The sequence below is a fragment of the Novosphingobium sp. BL-S-32 genome, from assembly GCF_056857055.1.
Window position 1 is genome coordinate 1,259,848 of record NZ_CM166477.1, and the last position, 20,277, is coordinate 1,280,124.

Below are 20,277 nucleotides of genomic sequence, written 5' to 3' on the forward strand. Positions count from 1 at the left end.
GTTTCCTCTGTCCCGCGATCCTCCTGTCAGGAGGTGTCCCGATGTTCTTGGGGCCCGCCCCTCGATTACCAGGTTCCTCTCCTTGGAACCCCTATCGACTTTGCGCGTTCCCATTCCGCCTTCGTGACGATTTTGCACTCCTTTACATGACATTGGCGCCTTCAAGAACCACGGAAGAATCCGGTGCATTCAAGTCCGAACGCTAATTGGGGCGCAATATCAGGGGAATGAGAGAGGAAAATGCGCGTCGAGGAACCCCGCGGACGGAGCGTTCACGGGCCCAAAACGAGCCCGAACGGGTATCCTATCCGCCACGCGCCAGCTGCGGCACAATCGCTGCACCATATCAGAAAATTCGCGGCGCGAGGCTTTTGAACTTTTCGCTCCGCGTAAACTAGATATTAACCAATTTTAATGATGTTGCCGTGACGATAGGGGGAAACGCAGCATGCGCATCGATGCCCGAAACCTTTTGGACCGTTTGGGCCGAAGCGATTTTGCCTATCGCGAATTCGAGGATCGTTTCACCGATCTTGAGCTCTGGCCGATCCTGGAATCCCTCCTGCGCGATCCTCGCCTTCAGGCGCTCGATCCGGGAACACCGCAGGGCAACGGAGTCGGCGCCTCTTCCCCGGCAGCCGAACGCACCCAGCCCTCGATCACTCCGCACCCAGGCACTTTGAGCGGCACGTCAGCGAGCCCCCTGACCAAACCGGCGGAGGAACCATTGAAGGTCCTGTTCAGCCGTTACGAGCAAGGCACCCAGCCTGCCTTGCCCGCTGAAGAAGTGCCTGCCCCGCCCCCCCCGCAGGACATTCGAGGCCTGCTGCGTCGCCTGTCGCAATCGGGCGGAGACGCGCGCGGAAAGCCGGGCGAGCAGGGAGAAAACTGATGCCAATGGTCCTATGCCATGCGCCGAAGGGCGGCACCGGGACGACATTCGTCGCCGCACACCTCGCCATGGGCCTTGCTGCCGAAGGCGCCGACGTGACGGTGCTGACAATGGCCGCGCGCGACACCATGGCGTTACATTTCGGACTTTCGCAGGCGATATCCCTCCCCTCGTTGACCGCTCCGGCCGACGAAGCCGTGCTGGTGGGCGGCATCAACTTGCGCCACTGGCACCGCCCGGCCGAAGACGCCGACCTTCTGCCGATGCTGAATGACCTTGGTTACCTGACGCCGGGCAAGGACCGCGTGCTTGTGGTGGACATGCCCTCGGGCGAATTCCGCGCGGGGCTGCGACTGGTCGAGCATGCCTGCGCCCACCTCTGCACCCTGACCGCCCAACCCGACACGCTGGCGCTGCTGCCACAGATGTTCGGAGAAACCGGGAGCGAGGGTCTGCTGCGCACGGCGTTTGTGATCAACGCACTGGATGAAACGCGCCGCCTGTCCCGGCACGGCTCCGCTTTCGTGCGCGAATTGGCGGGGCAGCGGCTGATCGGGCGTATCCGCCTTGACGAGGCCGTCCCCGAAGCCATGGCCATGTTGCAACCCCTCTCCCGCTACGCTCCGGCCAGCGCGGCGCTGCACGATGCTCGGGCGATTTCCGGCGCAATTCTACCCGCGCTGGAATCCACCGCCGCCTCCTGGATCGCACCGACCGCGAGCCGCGCTGCATGAGCGGTAAAATTCTGCCCGGCAGGGCGTTCCGGTACCTCGCCGTTGTGCCGATCGTGCTGATTGCCGCAATGGTGGTTGGCGTGCCGCTCGATACTCGGGCGCAGTGGATATTCGCGGCAGTGGCGATCGCCGGGACTCTTGTCCTACGGCGCTGGCCGGGCCGCAAGGGCTCGCTGGCGCTAGGCCTGCTCGCGGTGCTGATCTCCACCCGGTATATGTTCTGGCGAACCACCCAGACGCTGGCCTTCGGCACTTTGCCGGAATTCCTGCTCGGCGGCGGACTGTACCTTGCCGAACTGTATGCGTGGGTCATCCTCGTCCTTGGCTTCGTGCAGACGAGTTGGCCGCTCGACCGCCCGGTGATCGAACCCACCGGTGATCCGGAGAACTGGCCTACCGTCGATATCTACATCCCGACCTACAACGAGAGCCTGGGCATCGTGCGCAACACGGTGTTCGCGGCGATGGATCTCGATTATCCGGCCGACCGTTACCGCGTCTTCATTCTAGATGACGGCAAACGTGCCGAATTCCGCGCTTTCGCGCGCGAGGCGGGGTGCGGCTACATCACCCGCGATAACAATCTGCACGCCAAGGCGGGCAATCTCAACGCGGCGATGGGCAAGACCGACGGCGAGTTGATCGCCATCTTCGACTGCGACCACGTGCCCACGCGCGCCTTCCTGCAACTCACGGTGGGCTGGTTCCAGAAGGACCCGCGCCTTGCCCTGTTGCAGACGCCGCACCACATGTATTCGCCCGATCCGGTCCAGCGCAATCTTGCCGGCGTGATCGAAGACATGGCCGGCGAAGGCGACTTGTTTTACGGCCCCGTGCAAGGCGGCAACGACTTGTGGAACGCGGCCTTCTTCTGCGGATCCTGCGCGATCATCCGGCGCGAGGCGCTGATGGAGACCAACGGGTTCGCCGGCGAGACGGTGACCGAGGACGCACACACCGCCCTCAAACTGCAGCGCACGGGCTGGAACACTGCCTATGTCAGCGCCCGCCTTTCCGCAGGCCTCGCCACTGAGCGACTGGTACTCCACGTTGGCCAGCGCATCCGCTGGGCACGCGGCATGACGCAGATCCTGCGCATCGATAACCCGCTGTTCGGGCGCGGCCTGACTTGGCAGCAGCGGCTTTGCTACCTCAACGCAATGCTGCACTTCCAGTATCCGTTGCCACGCATCGCCTTCCTGACCAGCCCCCTCGCCTACCTGATTTTCGGTCTCAACATTATCCAGGCCTCGGCCTCGTTGATCTTCGCTTATGCCATGCCGCACCTGTTCTGCGCCTCGGCCTCCAACTTGCGCACGCAGGGCGGAGATCGACGGCCGTTCTGGGGCGAGGTCTACGAAACGATCCTGGCCTTCCACCTGGTGAAACCGACGCTGATGACGCTTTTCCAGCCCCGCAAGGGCAAGTTCAATGTCACCGACAAGGGCAGCCTGCTGGACCGCACCTATTTCGACTGGGCAATCGTGCGTCCGCACCTGATCTGCATCGGGCTGCTGGTGATGGGGATCGTGTTGGCCGTCGTGAAATGGCTGTTCTTCCCCTACATGTTCAACGTTCAGACCGATACGCTGGTGCTGAACGCGGCATGGGCATCGTTCAGCCTGATCATCCTGGTAGCGGCGGTTTCCGTCGCGCGCGAGACGCGGCAGGCCCGCAGAGACATCCGCATCCCGGTCGAGCTGCCGGTGACGGCCTACCTCACCTCGGGCCACGTGCTGGCGGCGCGCACTATCGATATCTCGATGGGCGGCGCCGGACTTTCTCTGCCGGCCGGCCAGCCCATCCAGAACCTTGCGGTTGGCCACATCACAATGGCCATGGGCGACGAAGTGCTCTCGATCCCGGTGGAGACGCTGCGCACCAGCGGCAACAACGTCTACGTCCGTTTCGAACAGCTTGACGTTCTGGCTGGTCGCCATCTCGTTCGCGCAGTCATGGGCCGCGCAGACGCCTGGCAGCCCTCGGGCCCCCACGAGCAGGTCCACGGGATCCGCTCGCTCGCCGATATCATCCTTGTCGACATGGTGACCATCAAACGCATGCTGCGCCTCAATTTCGCCGAACGGCGCGTCATGCGCGAACAGGCCGCCCTTCTCGCTCCCGTCGAACCTTCCGATCCCTTCCATCCGCAGGACAGCACGCCAGGCTCCGCCAAGGCGCCGAAACGCCCGTTCCGGCGTTTCGCCAAGGCCGCCGCGCTGGTTGCCGCGCTGGGGCTGGGACTGGCGACCATGGTGTTCAGCACCCGCGAGGTCCATGCCGCGCCCGTGCCCGCCGCCAAGGCGGCCACAAAGCCCGCGGCACCGGCGGACCCGGCCGCAGCGTCACCCGCTCCCGCGCCGGGCGGCATCGCGGAGCGGTTGACGCTCAAGGACATGCGCATCACCAGCCCGATCCGTCTGCAAGGTACGCAGGGCGAAATCGGCATTCCCTTCGGCATGCGGCAGGACCGCGTCGTTACTTCGGCCGTGTTGACCCTGCAAATGGCCTGGTCGCCGCAGATGCTTGACGACATGAGCCACCTCGTCGTCATTGTGAACGGTGAAGTGGTGCAAACCCTGCCGCTAACGCGGGGCGATGCGGGCGGGCAGGTCCTGCGTATTCCGATCAATCCCGCGCTTTTCCTGCCGGGCGATAACCAGCTCAACTTGCGCCTTGTCGGCCACTACGCCCGCGATTGCGAAGATCCGTTCAATTCGGTGCTCTGGGCGAACATCAGCAATGTGCGCTCGTGGATCGATTTCAACTATCAGCCGCTCGCCTTCGGGCCCGATCTTGCGAGACTGCCGCTGCCGTTCTTCGACAAGGGGCAGAACGCGCCGCTGCGCATGCCGTTCGTGTACGCGGGCACACCTCACAAGGGTGAACTGGAGGCGTCCGCCGCCACGGCCTCGTGGCTGGGCGCGATGGCCAGCTATCGCCGCTTCTCGTTCAAACCGGTCTACGGCGCCTTGCCCAAGGGCAACGCAGTGGTATTCCTCAAGGCCGGCCAGTCGATCCCGGGGCTCACGCTGGCCCCGATCACCGGCCCTTCGGCGGCGGTTATGACCAACCCTGCCGATCCCACCGGCACGCTGCTGGTGTTCATGGGCCGCAGCGACGGCGAACTGCGCCTTGCCACGGGCGCGGTGGCACTCGGACGCGGCGTGTTCGGCGGCCAGCGCATGGCCTTCGACGGCGTTCGCATCCCGACCTGGTCGCGCTACGGCGCGCTGCGGTGGATCACCACCGATCATCCGGTCCAGCTTGGGCAGATCATGCCGGCCTATGCGCTGCAAGGCATGGGTTTCCGCCCCGGCACGCTGAGCGCCAGCTTCCGCGTCGCGCCCGACCTGTTCTTCTGGCCGCGTGAAGGCGGACGGTTGAATCTGGGCTATCGCTATCCGGTCGCGCAGTGGCTGGACAAGCGCGCCTCCCGCCTCGACGTGTCGCTCAACGGACAGTACCTGAAGTCGTTGCCGCTGGGCTCGCGATGGTGGGAGGAACTGTTCGGCCAAAGCGGGGCCAAGAGCCAGGATTCCGACGCCTCGATCATCCTGCCGCGCTACAACCTGTTCGGCCAGAATGAGCTGACATTCGACTACAATCTGGTCATCGCCGACAAGAAGAAGTGCACCGGCACCCTGCCGGAGAACGTCCGCACTTCGGTCGATCCCACAAGCACGATCGACTTCACTTCGGCCTACCACGCGATCCTCATGCCGGATCTTGCGACTTTCGCCGGTGCCGGCTTCCCCTTCACCGTGGCGCCGGATCTTGGTGAGACCACCGTTGTCATGTCCGACAATCCCCTGCCCGCATCGGTCGAGGCATTCCTGGACCTGATGGGCCGGTTCGGGGACTCGACTGGCGTGCCAGTGACGGCCGTCACCGTGACGTCGACAGTCGATGCCGAACAGCTTGCGGATCAGGACGTATTGGTCGTCGGCCGCGCCGAACTGGCCGGGATCGGCAACTTGTTCTCCCGCGCGCCGGTGCGTTACGTGAACGGACACCTCGAAGTCTCCCAGCGTTCACCGATGCAATATCTGACTGCATTTTTCGGCGGCACGCAGCGTGACGATCCGATGGCAGCGGCGCCGCTGGTCTTTAACTCGCGTGGGTTCTCGGGGATCGTAAGCTTCCGCTCGCCCTTCGCGTCGGACCGCACGGTGGTTGCCCTTCTGGCGGACAATGCGGCCGCGCTCCCCCCGCTGGTCGATGGCATGGCGGACGTAAAGATCAACGCGTCGATCCAGGGCGATCTGGCGGTCACGCGCGGAGACGGCATGAGCAGCTTCGCGATCGGCGACCGCTATTGGACCGGCTCGCTGCCGATCTGGATGAAAATGGCCTACTGGTTCAGCCAGCGGCCGATGCTCATGGGAATCTGCGCGCTCGCGCTCGCCGTGATCCTTGCCGGACCAGCCTACTTCTACTTCCGCCGACAGGCCCAACGCCGCCTCGGCAACCCGGACGAAACCGCATGATGTCTGCGACGAAGAGCCTGCGCCTCACCGGCCTTGCCCTGCTGCTGAGCGCGGCGCCGATCGGCCTCGGCGCCGGTACGGGCGTCGCAGTTGCAGAGACGGCCGGCGTCGCGGCACTGTTGCAACAGGCCAAGTACTGGCGCTCGAAAGGGCGAGAGGATCTGGCCCAGCAAGCGCTGCGCCGCGCGCGCGCGATCGATCCGAACAATCCGGAGGTGCTCGCGGCGATGAGGAATGCGCCCGCACGTCCGGCTCCCGCTGCGCCGCCGCCACCGCCGCGCAACGCGGTCCCGACGCCGCCGCGAGCGACGGCGCCAGCCACGCCCACGCCTCCCCCCGCGCAGCGCAAACCCGCCCCGGCACCCACGCCGCCGAGCCCCGCCGTGACGGCTGCGAACCGTGGTGGGCAGGCACGCGTCGCCGGCTTCGCCGCGCTCGACAAGGGCGATCTGGTCGGTGCCTCCAGCCAGTTCGAGCGGGCGCTGGCGATCAATTCCCGCGATGCCGATGCGCTTGGCGGCCTCGGCATCGTGCGGCTGCGACAGAGCCGTTTCGCGGAATCCGCCAGCCTGCTCGATCAGGCCTCGCGCCTTGGTCGTTCGGAACAATGGGCGCAGGGCCTCGCTTCGGCGCGATTTTTCGCAGGACTTCAGGACGCGCGCGACACTCTGGCACGCGGAGATGCCACGGGAGCACAGCAGAAGGCCGAGGCCCTGGTCCATTCCGGCTATGCGCAACCCGCGCCCGCGCTGGAACTGCTCGCGGACATCTATGAGCAGCAAGGGCGCCACGCCGATGCGGCAGATCTCTACCGTCAGGCCAGCCAGGGCGGGGGCGCGACCGACGACAAACGCCTGCAACTGCGCGCGGCACGCAGCCGGGCCATGGCAGCGGCGGCCAATGGCGACGATCTGGGCGCTATCCGCGAATTCCAGGCCGGGCTCGTACTCGATCCCGAAGATCCATGGATCCGCTACGAATTTGCACAATTCAATTTGAAACGCGGCCGCATTCCTGAGACCGAGGCGCTGGTGCGCTCGCTGGTCAACAAGGGCCAACCCGACGCGCTCTACGCCGCCGCGCTGATCAATGCCGACATGGGCCGTCCGACAGAAGCAGCCCGCCTGATCGACCTGATCCCCGAAACCCAGCGAACTGCGCCGATGCGTAGCTTCGCCGTAAGCGTGAAAACCGACGAGGCAATTGCACGCGCGAAGGGGCTGGCGGCGGCAGGCCAATCCGCACAAGCGCTGAACTCGCTGCGGGAACTCGGCGGGATGAGCGGTATTCCGGCAGGCAAGCAGGCGGCCATCGCCAATGCCCTTTACGAATTGGGCGATACCGCAGGTGCCAGCGCGGTCGCGGAAAACGCGATGCGCGGGCAGATTACCAGCGTGGAGGACTACGAGGGCCTGATTGGCACCTTGGCGCGCGTCGGCCGTGACGATCTGGCGCGTGAAGCGCTGGAGCGCGCCGGCGCATTGGCGGGCAATTCACCCGAAGGTCAGCGCGCCTATGCACGGATGAATGCCTCGCTGATGGTCTCGCAGGCCGACCACGCGCGGCTCGAAGGACGCTACGCCGATTCCTTCGATATCCTGCAATCGGCGTGGAGCGCCTCGCCCGATAGCACCGATGTGCTGACCGGTCTCGCCCGGCTCTACCAGACCGGCGGAATGTCCGCCCGCGCTGCGCAGACGTGGCAGCTGGTGTTGGCCCGCAAGCCCGGCGACCGCGACGCCCTGCTTGGTCTTGCTGAAACGGCACAGGCAGCCGGCGATGGCGACCTCTCGCGCAAGGCCCAGGCCGATGTGCTGCGCGCTTTCCCGCAGGACTACGAAGTACGCATGACACTGGCGCGGGTCGAACAAGCCCGAGGCGACAACCGCGCCGCTGCCCGCATGCTCAGGGATGCTCGCGATCTCTATGTCGCGCAGCAGGGCTCCGCCAATGCGCTGGCCGGGGGCAATCCCTTTGGCACGACGGGCCCGGCAGGTTCGGCCAACCCGTTCCGCAATCAGGCGGTAGCAGCGCCGCAACCGGTCAATCCCTTTGCGCTCGGTTCGGGCACGCGGCTACCGTCGGGCACGGTCGCGGCATCTTCGCCGATGCCGGTGGCACCGTCCGCCCCCATGGCGGGCACTAGCGCCGTGGCTTATGCCAGCCCCGCTTATGGCGCGGGTTCCGTAAGCGCGGCGCCGACCTCCAGCTTCCCGGTGAGCGCACCGCCCTCCACTGCCGTGCCGGGCGATCCGGTCATGGCGCAGATCCAGTCGAAGCTTGCGGCACTGACACAGGAAACTGGCCCGCGCGCCGATATCGAGACCGGCTACCGCCAGCGTTCCGGCGAAAAGGGCCTGAGCCGTCTGGATGAGATCAAGGGCTCCGCGCGCCTGTCGACCGACGTGCTCGGCGGCCGGGTCTACGCGAAAGTGGAAGCGACGGTGATCGACGCCGGCTCTCCCAGCAAGTCCGGGCAGGCGCGCTTCGGGCAGAACGCCACGGTGGAGGCCGCGAATATAGTCTCCCAGACCGAGGCCGTGTTTACCGGCCCGGGCAGTGTCAACGATTCAGGCGCTGCCGTCTCGATCGGCTACGAGAGCGATCTGGCTCAGGGCGAAGTGGGCACGACGCCGATCGGCATGGGCAAGACCAAAGTCGCCTTCCACGCCGCCGTCACCCCGAAGATAGACAACAGCCTGCGCGCTAGTGCCATGATCGAACGCAAGCCGGTTACAGACAGTGTGCTGTCCTACGCCGGTACCGTCGACCCGGTGACCAAGGCGCGTTGGGGCCAGGTGATGCGCACGGCCTTCGCCGCAGGGCTTTCCTATGACCACGACGGCAGCGGTGTTTACGGCGAGGGGCGGTACTATCGTTTCGACGGCACCAAGGTCATCCGCAATGATGGGTTCGAGGCCAATGTCGGCGGCTATCTGCGCGCTTATGCCAGCCCTCGGGGCAACCTGACGGTCGGCCTCAATGTCAATTATCAGTCCTACGACAAGAGCCAGAACACCTTCACCTGGGGCAACGGCGGCTATTTCAGCCCGCAAAGCTTCATCAGCGTGGGCTTCCCGGTGAACTACACCTTCCAGGACGAGCGCTTCGATCTGCGCGCTTCGTTCACGCCCGGTTTCCAGAGCTATAGCGAGGATGCCAGTCCGCTCTACCCCAACGATCCCGCCCTTCAGTCCCAGCTTGACGCCTACAAGCTGGCCGACAACGACGTGCGCGCCTATTACGATGAAACCAGCAAGACCGGCTTTGCGCTTTCGGCCCTGCTCTCGCTTTACTACAAGGTTACGCCGACAACCCGCATCGGCGGTGAAGCGAGCTATAATACCTTCGGAAGTTATGATGAGTTCCGTAGCGTGTTCGGCGTACGGCAGAACTTCGGGAGCACCGGCAGATGAAGTTCCAGGCATTTCCATCCCCTCGGCACGAAGGGGATCTGACCGGGGTGGGCGGCCTTGCGCTGCTGGCCACGATGACAGCCGCCGAAGTGGGCGAAAGCGCGCCCGCTGGGCAGGCGCGGGCGTTCTTCGTGGCGATCGGGCGTCGTATGGCCACGCTCGTTCCGCTGGAAGACGTCAGCGATGTGGCTACGCTGCAATCGCGGATTAATGGTTTTTGGCAGGATCTCGACTGGGGCGAGATTGAGCTTGTGGTCGGCGAGGACGCGATTACGGTGCGCCATGTGCACTTGCCGGAGCCGGTCGTGCCCGACTTGCGCCATTCGTGGCAGGCCATGCTGCTGGGGGTTCTGGAAGGCGCCTACGACGCCTGGTTCCGGGCGCTGGGAAGCGGTGAGGCGCTGCGCACGGTGGCCGTATGGAAGGACGATCTGCTCGAAGTGCGTCACGGACGCTGAACGAGGATTAGACGCGAAAATGGCTAGCGACGAGACGTTCCGAGGACCGCGCATCGACCGCAGGAAATTCACCCTGGCCGCGATGCTGACGCTGACGGCAGCCTGCAACGGCGGCGCCCAAAGCCGCACACCCGGCCGCCCGGCAACCTGGAGCAGCTATCGCGAGCTGTTCCTCTCGCAGGACGGCCGCATCGTCGATACCGGCAACAAGGGTGTCAGCCACAGCGAGGGTCAGAGCTACGGGCTGGCATTCGCGCTCGACGCCGGAGACCGCGAGGCGTTCGACCGGATCGCCAAGTGGACCCGCGAACACCTCGCCCGCCCTGATGTGGCGCTTCATTCCTGGCGCTTTGACCCTACCGCCGCCAATCCGGTGGCTGATCGCAACAATGCGACCGACGGCGATATCATCATCGCATGGGCGCTCGGCCTCGCCGGCCAGCGCTGGAATCGCCCGGAATACACCGCTCGCGCGGCCGAGATCCGCGCTGCGATCGTCAGCCACTGCGTTATCGAGCGCTATGGCCGCAAGCTCCTGCTGCCCGGGATCGAGGGCTTTGCCAATGAGGCAGGCGTTACGCTCAATTCGTCCTACTTCGTCTGGCCCGCGCTCGATGCGTTCGCGCTGATCGACGGGCAACAGCCGTGGGGGCCGATCATCGCCGACTGCGAAGCGATCGCGAAGATTGCCCGCTTCGGAACCCGCCATTTGCCGGTGGACTGGATGAGGATTACGGGGCCCTCCCAGCTCGCGCCGGCGCCCGACAAGCCGCCGCGCTTCGGATATGACGCGATCCGGGTACCGCTTTGGGCGTCATTGGGCGGGCGTCCGGCACTCGTGGACGATGTCGACGCGTACTGGCGTTCCAGCACGGCTGCCGGTCGCCCGATCCCCGCGTGGATCGACGTGATGACCGGTGAAGAGGCGCCCTACGCGATTTCGAGCGGCGGCGCGGCGGTGGCCAGTCTGCTGCTCGGGACACAAAAACCAGCGATCCTGGCCGACGATTACTATTCGGCGTCGCTCCAGTTGTTGAGCGGCGTGCATCTCGTTCGATAGGCGGCAACGGCCGCAAGCAAACCGAAAGGGCGCGACTCCTCTTGGAGCCGCGCCATTTTCGTTGCGTATTGGCGCCGATCAGGCGACCGAGAGCGCCACTTCGACATTGCCGCGAATGGCGTGGCTATAGGGGCAGATCGTGTCGGCCTCGGCGACCAGAGCTTCAGCGGCCGCGCGGTCCACGCCGGGAAGCGAGGCCTTCAGCTCGGCGGTCAAGCCGAAACCCTTGTCGCTGCGCGGGCCGATGCCGATTGTAACGTTGACACTGGCGTCGGCAGGGACGCGGGGCAGCGACTTGTCCTGCGCAGCGGCGAACTTCATCGCGCCGAGGAAGCAGGCTGCGTAGCCCGAGGCGAAGAGCTGTTCGGGGTTGTTGCCCTCGCCATTGCCGCCGAGTTCCTTCGCCGTGCCGAGCGTAACGGCGAAGCTGCCGTCATCCGTGGCAGCCTGGCCGTCGCGGCCCCCGGTAGCCGTGGCGCTGGTCTTGTAGAGCGGGGTGATCGACATCTTCATTTTCCTTCCAAGAGATGGGGACATTGGGTCGTTAGTGAAATAATCGTGTGCGATATAAATGCATCTCTACCGGCATCGTGTCAACCCTTGCGATTAAATCGCGTGCGATTTATATTCGCTGCATGACACAGCCATCCCTCTCGACCGCCCCCCCACGCAGCGATCCCTTCGAGGATTTCCTGTGCTTTTCCGTCTATTCGACCGGCCTTGCGTTCAATCGCATCTACAAGCCCCTACTCGATCGGCTGGGCCTGACCTATCTTCAGTACCTTGCTCTGATCGCCCTCACCCGCCGCGATGGCCAGACCGTGAGCGAACTGGGCGAGAGTCTCTTTCTCGAATCGAATACGCTCACGCCGCTTATCAAGCGACTCGAGGCGGCGGGTTTCGTGACCCGCACGCGTGACAGCGCGGATGAGCGCGTGGTGCGCGTGGCGCTGACCGACAAGGGCCGCGAGACCATGGAGGAAGCGCGCTGTGTGCCGCAGGAAGTGCTCGCCGCGACCGGGCTCTCGATAGCCCAACTCTCCCGGCTGAACGAGGAACTGAAGGTCCTGCGTGGAAACCTGCGAACTTCGGGGTGACCTTTACGGGTGCCGCTGGCAATAGGCGCGAACGATCGCGACAGCCTGTTCGCGGCGCCGCGCGGCAGCGGATTCACTCGCCATGTCGACATCGAAAATCGCGCCGAAGGTGTAGCGGTTGGAGATGAAGTAAAAGGCCAGCGCGCTGATCGTCATGTGCAGATCGATCGGGTCAATACCTGACCGGAAGCTGCCATCGGCAACGCCCCGCGCAATCAGCGCCGCTGTCTTGGGCAGCACGAGTTCGTTCCGCGCCTCCACGACTGAGGCGATATGCGGGCCGTGCCGCATGTTCTCGTCCATCACTAGCCTGACGAGTTCGGGATGGTGGAAGTGATAGTCGAACGTGAGCGCCGTCAGCCGATCGAGCGCGGCCAGCGGCGACATGTCATCAAGCCCCGCCTCGAGTTCGGCCGAGCGAATGCCGCGATAAGCCTCGGTCAAGACTGCCCGGTAGAGCCCTTCCTTGCTGCCGAAATGATAGTAGATCATCCGCTTGGATGTCGCGGTGGCCGCAGCGATCTCATCGACGCGCGCGCCCGCGAAACCCTTGTCCGCGAAATGGGCGGTTGCGATGGCGATGATTTCGCGCCGGTTGCGCTCGGTGAACCCGGTGTCCTGCATCGCCTGCGCTATGAGCGGTCAAGCCTGCGAGAGCAACGGCATTGCTGCGCCACAGGCGTTGCTCTAGCAGACGTGGTCAGAACTGCATCTTCACCTGACAGCCCAGTGCCAGCGCGTTCGGCGTCGAGCGGAAGCTGAAAGCGCCGGGCTCTACGATGTACTGCACGTCAGGCCGGATCGAGAGCCAGCGGGCGGCCTGAATGCCGTAGCTCAGTTCGATTGCTGTCTCTCCGGCGGGCAGCGAGGCATAGCTGCCCGGAATGGGGGCAATGTCGACATTCTGACGGCGCAGGCGCGGATCGACCACGGCATGCACGAAGCCAAGCGCCACGGTATCGGCGTCACGTCCCTTGAACGTGCCGGTCTTGACGAAGCCGCTTGCATACCAGCGCGTGATCTGCGCGGAAATCTCGGGATTGGCCGTGAATTGACCGAAGATCGAGAGGCCCCGCCCCCCCTGCCCGTCACGCCAGATCATCTGGTCAGCCAGGAGATAGACGCCGTAGCGGCCCTTGACCGTGCCATCGCTGCCTTGCTCCGCCACGCGTGAGGTATCGTAGTAGACGCCCAGCTTGTAATGCCCCGGAAGCGCGCGGCTGCCTGCCGCCGCGCCGGGATCGTATTCCACCTCCAGCGGAAGCAACACGCCGATGGTCCCACCCGCGAAGGGGTTCCAGGCATTGTCCTCGTCATTGAGGCGAGGGTTCACTTGATAGACGCCTGTGCGGATCGTCACATCCGGGTGCAGTTTGTAGCGGATCGTCGCTCCCCAGCGCGCGTTGGGATAATTGTACCATCCGCTGTTGCCCGAAAGCGAAAGTGCGTGCGCACAGAAGGCCGCGTTCACGAAGTTGCAGCCCAGCGCCATGCCGCCAAGGTCGTTCCCCATGGCAAAGAAGCCGGCTCTGACGTCGAGCTTGCCGCCGATCAGGCTCTGCTCCACGCTGACTTCGGTAAGGCGGGTATACTGGCCGCCATAGGCCTCCTGAATTGGCAGTCGGTTTCCGACGAAATCCGACGAGATTCCGACGCCCCGGCGGTCATTGATGGTGAAATGAAAAGTCGTGCCCGACCAACCCGCGATCCTGCCCATATCGAAATCCGCGCCCATGCGGACCTGCTGCGTATAAGCGGTGCCCTGCCGCAGCCCGCCTTTGACGGCCGCGAACGACTCCGAGACGTAGTCGCCCCGGAAAGTGACGCCGGAATTGGCAAGGTCCGTGCGCAGCCCTCCCCAATCTCCGGTGAGCGTATCGGGTCCGGCAGCTTGCGGGGCCGGTTGAGGCCCTGGTTGAGCCCCCGATTGAGCCACAGTCTGGGCCTGATTTTCTGCGGCTAGTTCGGTCGTGTCTTCGGCGCGTGCCTCACCGGCCACGAGAGGAATCGCAATCAGCAGGCCGCAACCGGCCAGTCGGGTCAATCTGGTCATGTAATGGGCCAAAGCCCGCTCCTGTCCCCGCGCCTTCCGGAACGCGGGGGTTTGCTTGGGATTTGCGGCAACGGACGGTGGCAGAGCCTCAACTCCGCCACCTTGACCGTCAGGGTAGCTTGTAAGCGATCACGTAGTCGCCGCGGTCGGGCGACTGACGCGCGCCGCCTGCGGTGATCACGACATATTGTTTACCGGTTTTCGGGGACTTGTAGCTCATCGGGCCGCCTTGGCTGCCAACCGGCAGACGGGCTTTCCAGATCTCCTTACCGTTCGCCGAATCGAAGGCGCGCAGATAGTAATCCTGCGTTCCTGCGATGAAGACGAGACCGCCCTGCGTCGCCAATGTACCGCCGAGCGTCGGCAGGCCGACCGGGATCGGCAGGCCCATGCGGATGCCCATCGGGCCGGTATCGCGCACGGTGCCGACCGGGACCTGCCACTTGATCTGGCGAGTCTTCATGTCGATCGCCGTCAGCGTGCCGAAGGGCGGTTTCTGGCAGGGCACGCCCAGCGCGGAGAGGAAGCGGTCCTTGATAACCGAATAGGGCGTGCCCTTCAGCGGAACGCTGCCCATGCCGGTATTGACAGCTTCGCCAGCATTGCCCGCTGCGCCTTTCTGCTCCGCCGTCTGCGGGAACATCTGGACCCAGAGGCCGAGACGCATGTCGTTGGCGAAGATGGTGTTGCTGGTGGGATCGATCGAGAGCCCGCCCCAGTTCATGCCCCCCAGCGATCCCGGGAAGCTCAGCGACTTGTCCGTGCCGGGCGCGGTGTAGAGGCCCTCATACCGCATGCCCTTAAAGGCGATACGGCAGAGCAACTGGTCGAACGGCGTCGCACCCCACATATCGGCCTCGGTCAGCAGACCAGTGCCGATTTGCGGCATGCCGACCGACTTGGGCTGGGTGAGTGAATAGGGCTCGTTCGGAATGTTGGCGGGTTTGACTGCAACGTTCGCGACTTCGGTCAGCGGCCGGCCAGTTGCGCGGTCAAGCACGTAGAGTTGGCCTGCCTTGGTGCCGAACACCAGCGCGGGCACAGTCCTGCCATCAGCTTGGGAGAAGTCGAAAAAGGTCGGTTGCATGGGCACGTCGAAGTCCCACAGATCGTTGTGCACCGTCTGGAAGTGCCACTTCTCCTTGCCCGTCGTCGCATCGAGCGCGAGCATCGAGGCACCGTACTTGTGATCGAGCGGGGTTCGCGTTTGCCCGTAGAGATCGACGGAGGGGCTGCCCACCGGCATGAACACGGTGTTGCTGGCCGGATCGTAGGACATCGCGGCCCAGACATTGGGGGTCGAGCGGGTGTAGGTCTGACCTTCCGGGGGCATGCCGGTGATTGCCGGATTGCCGGGGTCGAAAGCCCAGCGCAGCTTGCCGGTGATCACGTCAAAGCCGCGCATCACGCCGCCGGGCATGTCCACTTGCACATTGTCCGCCACGCGGCCGCCGACGACCACGGTAGTCCCGGCAAGGGTCGGCGCGGAAGTGAGCTGGTATTGCGGATCCGGCGCATTGCCGAGCCCGGCTTTCAGATCGACACGGCCGCCGGTACCGAAGTCGGGGCAGAATTTCCCGGTATCGGCGTCGAGCGCAATCAGTTCGGCGTTGATCGTGTTCATCAGGATACGGCGCTGGCATGGCGCGCCCTCAGGAACGGTGATGGCGGTGACCGGGGTGGAACCGGGCATGTTCGGCTGCTGGATCGGCGCCTTGGCGTCGAAATAGGCAAGCCCGCGGCAGCGCATCCAGACCGAGGCGCGTGCATTGATGATGGTCTTCCACTTTTCGCGGCCGCTGTCGGCATCGAGCGCGATGACGTTGTTGTGCGGGGTGCAGACGAAGACAGTATCGCCCACTTGCAGAGGCGTGTTTTGGTCTTCGGCACCGTTGCCGTCGCTCACCGCCATGTCACCCGTACGGTAGGTCCAGGCCACTTTCAGGTCCTTCACGTTGTCACGCGTGATCTGGTCCAGAGCGACGAAGCGGCTGCCGCCACCGGTATTGCCGTAAGCTTCCCAGTTCTTCTGCTCATGGGCCGGATCGACCGGAATCAGCGCGCCCTCCTGCCCGGTGAAAGCGACAGTGGGATGCGGTACGAACATCGCGGCAAAGCCCATTGCCGAGCAGAGAGCCAGCACAACCGCCACGCCAAGTGCGGGACCGCGCGAGGGTCTGCGACCGGCCGAGCGAACCAGCAGAGGATAGGATAGCGCCACCACCGTCGCGCCGACACCCATCGCCAATAGGCGCGAGATCAGCGGCCAGAACGCAAAGCCCACCTCCCACAATGCCCAGCAGATTGTCAGCAGGAACGTTGCCCCGAAGAGCAGCGCACCGGCCGGTCGGCGCCGGAAGATCAGGAAACCGGAGACCAGCAGCGCGATGCCGGCGACCACGAAGTAAAGACTGCCGCCAAGACTGGCGAGTTTCGCTCCGCCAAGGGTGAAAAAAAGGCCCGCCAGCAGGACGATTGTCCCGAGCAGCCACAGCCATACCTTGGCTAGAAAGCCGATAGCGTTGTTCGTGCCGGGCATTCGGCACCTCCTTTATCGTCTTCGATTGCGCCGAACATGCCCGGGCTTGCACAGCCGGAGCGGTCAGGTCCGCAGAGAATGCATGAAAACGGAGTGCTCGCAATGCTCTCCATCGATCTGTGTACCAACTAGTACATAGATCGATGGAGAGCAAGACGTGCCACGCAGGCATGCCGAAAAAGACGTCCGTCACGCTCGCAAGCACCGACGTTGTCGAATTTTCTTGTTTATTGAGATACCTGCAAATGTCGCCAGCAAAGTCTCGCGGCTGCGCAAGTGATCCGCCGCGCTGGAAAATCCTGAATCAGCGCAGATTTTCGGCAAGAAAATCGATGAACACGCGGACACGCGCGGGAACATTTGCACCGCCGACGAAGACAGCATGGATCTGCTCGACATCACCCGGATTGAAATCTTCCAGCAGTGGAACGAGATCGCCCGACGCGATTTGCGCGGCGACGCTGAAGCAACCGACACGGGTGATGCCCACCCCTTGCTCGGCAAGTTGTCCCAGCGTCTCGCCATTGTTGGCCTCGATCGTTCCCTTCACCGACAGGGTGAAATCGCGTCCAGCCCGCCGAAACGGCCAGACCGGTTCCACCCGCTGAAAGTTGAAGCTCAGGCAATTGTGGTCCAGCAAATCCTCAGGCTCGCGCGGGGTACCAACGCGGGCTAGATAGTCGGGCGAAGCAACAATGACGCGCCGCGTTTCGCCCAGCTTGCGCGCGGTAAGGCCGCTGTCGGGCAGCGGACCGAAGCGGATCGCCACATCGGCCTGCCCGGCCGCCACGTCGACCAGCGCGTCGGTCAACGCGATGTCCACCAGAATGTGCGGAAAACGGCGCGCGAATTCGCCAAGCAGCGGCACCACGCAGAGCCGACCGTGCGCCAGCGCTGCACTGACTCTCAGCCGCCCGCGCGGGGCGCCCTGATCGGCGATCTGCTGCTCGGAATCGTTGAGGTCTGCAAGGATGCGCCGCGCTGCGAGGAGATAGGCGCTACCTTCGCTGGTCAGCGCCAATGCCCGGGTCGAGCGCAGCAGCAGCCGCACACCAAGTCGCGCCTCGATACGGTCGACCTGACGGCTCACAGCCGAAGGGGTGAGCCCCAGTACGCGGCCCGCTGCGGAAAAACTGCCCAGATCGACTACCGCCGCGAACACTTCCAGCGCCCGCGCGCGATCCATTCCGTCATCCATCTTTGCGTGGATAGCAAAGAACCTTGCCCTTCGCGAGGGCTAACGCTGCACAATAGCGTGTTCCATTTATGCAGGCGAAGCGTAACCGGAAGGATCAAGCATGGAATACCGCCAATTGGGTTCGTCGGGCCTGCGAGTGCCGGCGCTGAGTTTCGGCACCGGCACTTTCGGCGGCAGCGGGCCGCTGTTCGGCGCCTGGGGAAGTAGCGACGCGGCGGAAGCGCGGCGCCTGATCGATATCTGCCTTGAGGCTGGCGTAACACTGTTCGATACCGCCGATGTCTATTCGAACGGCGCCTCCGAGGAAGTGCTCGGCGAAGCGATCAAGGGGCGCCGCGATCAGGTGCTGATCTCAACCAAAACCGGCTTGCCGATGGGCGACGGCCCGCAGGACTGGGGCGCCTCGCGCTCCCGGCTGATTGGCGCGGTAGATGCCTCCCTCCGGCGTCTTGGTGCCGATCATATCGACCTGCTCCAGCTCCACGCCTTCGATGCGTCCACTCCCGTGGAGGAACTGATGGGCACGCTGGACATGCTGATCGCAGCGGGCAAGCTGCGCTACGCAGGTGTTTCCAACTATCCCGGCTGGCAGATCATGAAGGCGCAAGGTGTGGCCGATCGCCACGGCTGGCCGCGCCTGACTGCGCATCAGGTCTATTATTCGCTGATCGGCCGCGCCTATGAGTGGGACCTCATGCCGCTTGCCGCCGATCAGGGCGTGGGGGCTTTGGTCTGGAGCCCGCTCGGCTGGGGACGCCTTACGGGCAAGATCGGTCGCGGTCGTCCGATCCCCGCCGGCAGCCGCCTGCATGATACCGAACAGTTCGCCCCGCCGGTGACCGAGGAGCACCTCTACCGGGTGATCGACGCGCTGGAGAGCATTGCCGAGGAAACCGGCAAGACCGTACCGCAAGTCGCGATCAACTGGCTGTTGCGGCGGCCGACGGTCTCGTCGGTGATTATCGGCGCGCGGAACGAAGAGCAGCTGCGCGACAATCTCGGCGCGGTCGGCTGGGCGTTGACGGCGGCACAAGTCGCCACGCTGGATGCCGCGAGCGACGTTGCCCCACCCTACCCGCACACTCCCTATCGCCAGCAGGCGGGCTTTGCCCGTCTCAACCCGGCGATGGTCTGACAAGGACTGCAACCCATGAAGCTCAATCCGGGGCTCCTGGCCCTTTCCGTCGGCGCATTCGGTATTGGCGTCACCGAGTTCGCGCCGATGGGCCTGCTGCCGGTCATCGCCACCGGCCTGGGGATCTCGATCCCCACGGCCGGGCTGCTCATCAGCGCCTATGCGCTCGGAGTCATGGTCGGTGCACCGCTGATGACGCTCACCACCGGCCGAATGCCGCGCCGCACGCTGTTGATCGCATTGGCGGGCATCTTCACGCTGGGGAACCTGCTGGCGGCGATGTCCGACAGCTACACCATGCTGCTGGTGGCGCGGATCGTCACGTCGTTCAACCACGGCGCCTTCTTCGGCGTGGGCTCGGTCGTCGCAGTCAGCCTCGTGCTGCCGGAGCGCAAGGCGGGCGCCGTTGCCGCCATGTTCATGGGCCTCACGATTGCCAACGTCATCGGCGTGCCGCTGGCGACCTGGGCGGGCGAGCACCTTGGCTGGCGTATGGCTTTCTGGGGCATTTCGGGCCTTGGCCTCGCCACCATGGCGGCGCTACGGCTGACGTTGCCCGCCCTGCCGGCGCCCCAAGGGGGCAATGCGATGGCGGAACTGCGCGTTCTGACACGGGGCAAGGTTCTCGGCGCGCTGGCGCTGACGGTTGTCGGATCGAGCGCAATGTTCACCGTCTTCACGTATGTCGTGCCGATCTTGCGCGAGGCGACCCATGCTTCGCTCGGTTTCGTCACCGCCATGCTCGTGACATATGGCCTGGGGCTGACGGTGGGCAACTGGCTTGGCGGGCGTTTCGCCGACCGCTCGGTGGACCGGACCTTGATGGTGACATTGGCGAGCCTTGCGGCGATCCTCGTCGCCTTCGCGCTGCTAATGCCTTTCGCTGCGCCGACTGCCGTGCTGGTGTTCCTCTGGGGCGTGGCCAGCTTTGCGCTGGTGCCGCCCTTGCAAGTCCGCGTCATGACCGCTGCGGCGGACGCGCCCAACCTGGCGTCGTCGGTCAATATAGGTGCATTCAATCTCGGTAACGCGATTGGCGCGGCGCTGGGCGGCGGCGTGATCGCGGCGGGCCTTGGCTTTCCGGCCGTGGCACTGGCGGGAGCGGCAACTTCGTTCGTCGGACTGGTTGCCGTTGTCCTGACGGTTCGCAGAACCCCCGCACCAGCAGAACCGCTGTACAGCGCCTGAGGATCTTGAGCCCGCCC

At 64.7% G+C, this 20,277-nt stretch carries 14 protein-coding genes; 9 read left to right on the forward strand and 5 right to left on the reverse strand.

The genetic code is table 11. The features are described 5' to 3' along the window. Window positions 1–448 precede the first annotated feature (448 nt). The 6 genes from AC1VVK_RS22100 to AC1VVK_RS22125 are packed head-to-tail and all read left to right on the forward strand — an operon-like array spanning window position 449 to window position 11,050. Complete coding sequence (locus AC1VVK_RS22100) at window positions 449–892, forward strand: hypothetical protein (protein ID WP_482905341.1); 444 nt, start codon at window positions 449–451, stop codon at window positions 890–892. Then, window positions 892–1,626: a cellulose synthase operon protein YhjQ/BcsQ gene (locus AC1VVK_RS22105; RefSeq protein ID WP_482905342.1), complete on the forward strand. Its 735-nt coding sequence runs from the start codon at window positions 892–894 to the stop codon at window positions 1,624–1,626. Before AC1VVK_RS22100 ends, AC1VVK_RS22105 begins: the two co-directional genes overlap by 1 nt. Further along, complete coding sequence (bcsA, locus tag AC1VVK_RS22110; RefSeq protein WP_482905343.1) at window positions 1,623–6,116, forward strand: UDP-forming cellulose synthase catalytic subunit; 4,494 nt, start codon at window positions 1,623–1,625, stop codon at window positions 6,114–6,116. Before AC1VVK_RS22105 ends, bcsA begins: the two co-directional genes overlap by 4 nt. Beyond that, window positions 6,113–9,532, forward strand: coding sequence for a cellulose synthase subunit BcsC-related outer membrane protein (locus tag AC1VVK_RS22115; protein WP_482905344.1), 3,420 nt, complete (start codon window positions 6,113–6,115; stop codon window positions 9,530–9,532). Before bcsA ends, AC1VVK_RS22115 begins: the two co-directional genes overlap by 4 nt. Next, window positions 9,529–9,990, forward strand: a complete 462-nt coding sequence (gene bcsD / locus AC1VVK_RS22120; protein WP_482905345.1) for a cellulose biosynthesis protein BcsD — start codon at window positions 9,529–9,531, stop codon at window positions 9,988–9,990. Before AC1VVK_RS22115 ends, bcsD begins: the two co-directional genes overlap by 4 nt. 19 nt (window positions 9,991–10,009) lie before the next feature. Next, window positions 10,010–11,050, forward strand: coding sequence for a family 8 glycosyl hydrolase (locus AC1VVK_RS22125; protein WP_482905346.1), 1,041 nt, complete (start codon window positions 10,010–10,012; stop codon window positions 11,048–11,050). Between the two features lie 78 nt (window positions 11,051–11,128). On the opposite strand, the gene AC1VVK_RS22130 is transcribed toward AC1VVK_RS22125, so the two are convergent. Beyond that, window positions 11,129–11,557: an organic hydroperoxide resistance protein gene (locus AC1VVK_RS22130; protein WP_132386175.1), complete on the reverse strand. Its 429-nt coding sequence runs from the start codon at window positions 11,555–11,557 to the stop codon at window positions 11,129–11,131. Between the two features lie 128 nt (window positions 11,558–11,685). Between AC1VVK_RS22130 and AC1VVK_RS22135 the strand changes: the two genes are divergently transcribed. Beyond that, window positions 11,686–12,147, forward strand: a complete 462-nt coding sequence (locus AC1VVK_RS22135; RefSeq protein WP_482905347.1) for a MarR family winged helix-turn-helix transcriptional regulator — start codon at window positions 11,686–11,688, stop codon at window positions 12,145–12,147. Window positions 12,148–12,150: 3 nt separating this feature from the next. On the opposite strand, the gene AC1VVK_RS22140 is transcribed toward AC1VVK_RS22135, so the two are convergent. The 4 genes from AC1VVK_RS22140 to AC1VVK_RS22155 form a co-directional block, all read right to left on the reverse strand. Beyond that, window positions 12,151–12,771, reverse strand: a complete 621-nt coding sequence (locus AC1VVK_RS22140) for a TetR family transcriptional regulator (RefSeq protein WP_482905348.1) — start codon at window positions 12,769–12,771, stop codon at window positions 12,151–12,153. A gap of 76 nt (window positions 12,772–12,847) precedes the next feature. Then, a complete protein-coding gene (locus AC1VVK_RS22145) occupies window positions 12,848–14,200 on the reverse strand; it encodes a carbohydrate porin (RefSeq protein ID WP_482905349.1) in 1,353 nt (450 codons plus the stop codon). Between the two features lie 109 nt (window positions 14,201–14,309). Continuing rightward, entirely contained in the window at window positions 14,310–16,739 is a 2,430-nt protein-coding gene (locus AC1VVK_RS22150) for a glucose/quinate/shikimate family membrane-bound PQQ-dependent dehydrogenase (RefSeq protein ID WP_482905350.1), read from the reverse strand. Window positions 16,740–17,043: 304 nt separating this feature from the next. Then, window positions 17,044–17,925, reverse strand: a complete 882-nt coding sequence (locus tag AC1VVK_RS22155) for a LysR family transcriptional regulator (protein WP_482905351.1) — start codon at window positions 17,923–17,925, stop codon at window positions 17,044–17,046. 112 nt (window positions 17,926–18,037) lie between these two features. Between AC1VVK_RS22155 and AC1VVK_RS22160 the strand changes: the two genes are divergently transcribed. Continuing rightward, on the forward strand, window positions 18,038–19,072 hold the full coding sequence (locus AC1VVK_RS22160) for an aldo/keto reductase (RefSeq protein ID WP_482905352.1): 1,035 nt from the start codon (window positions 18,038–18,040) through the stop codon (window positions 19,070–19,072). A gap of 15 nt (window positions 19,073–19,087) precedes the next feature. Beyond that, window positions 19,088–20,260, forward strand: a complete 1,173-nt coding sequence (locus tag AC1VVK_RS22165; RefSeq protein WP_482905353.1) for an MFS transporter — start codon at window positions 19,088–19,090, stop codon at window positions 20,258–20,260. Window positions 20,261–20,277 lie beyond the last annotated feature (17 nt).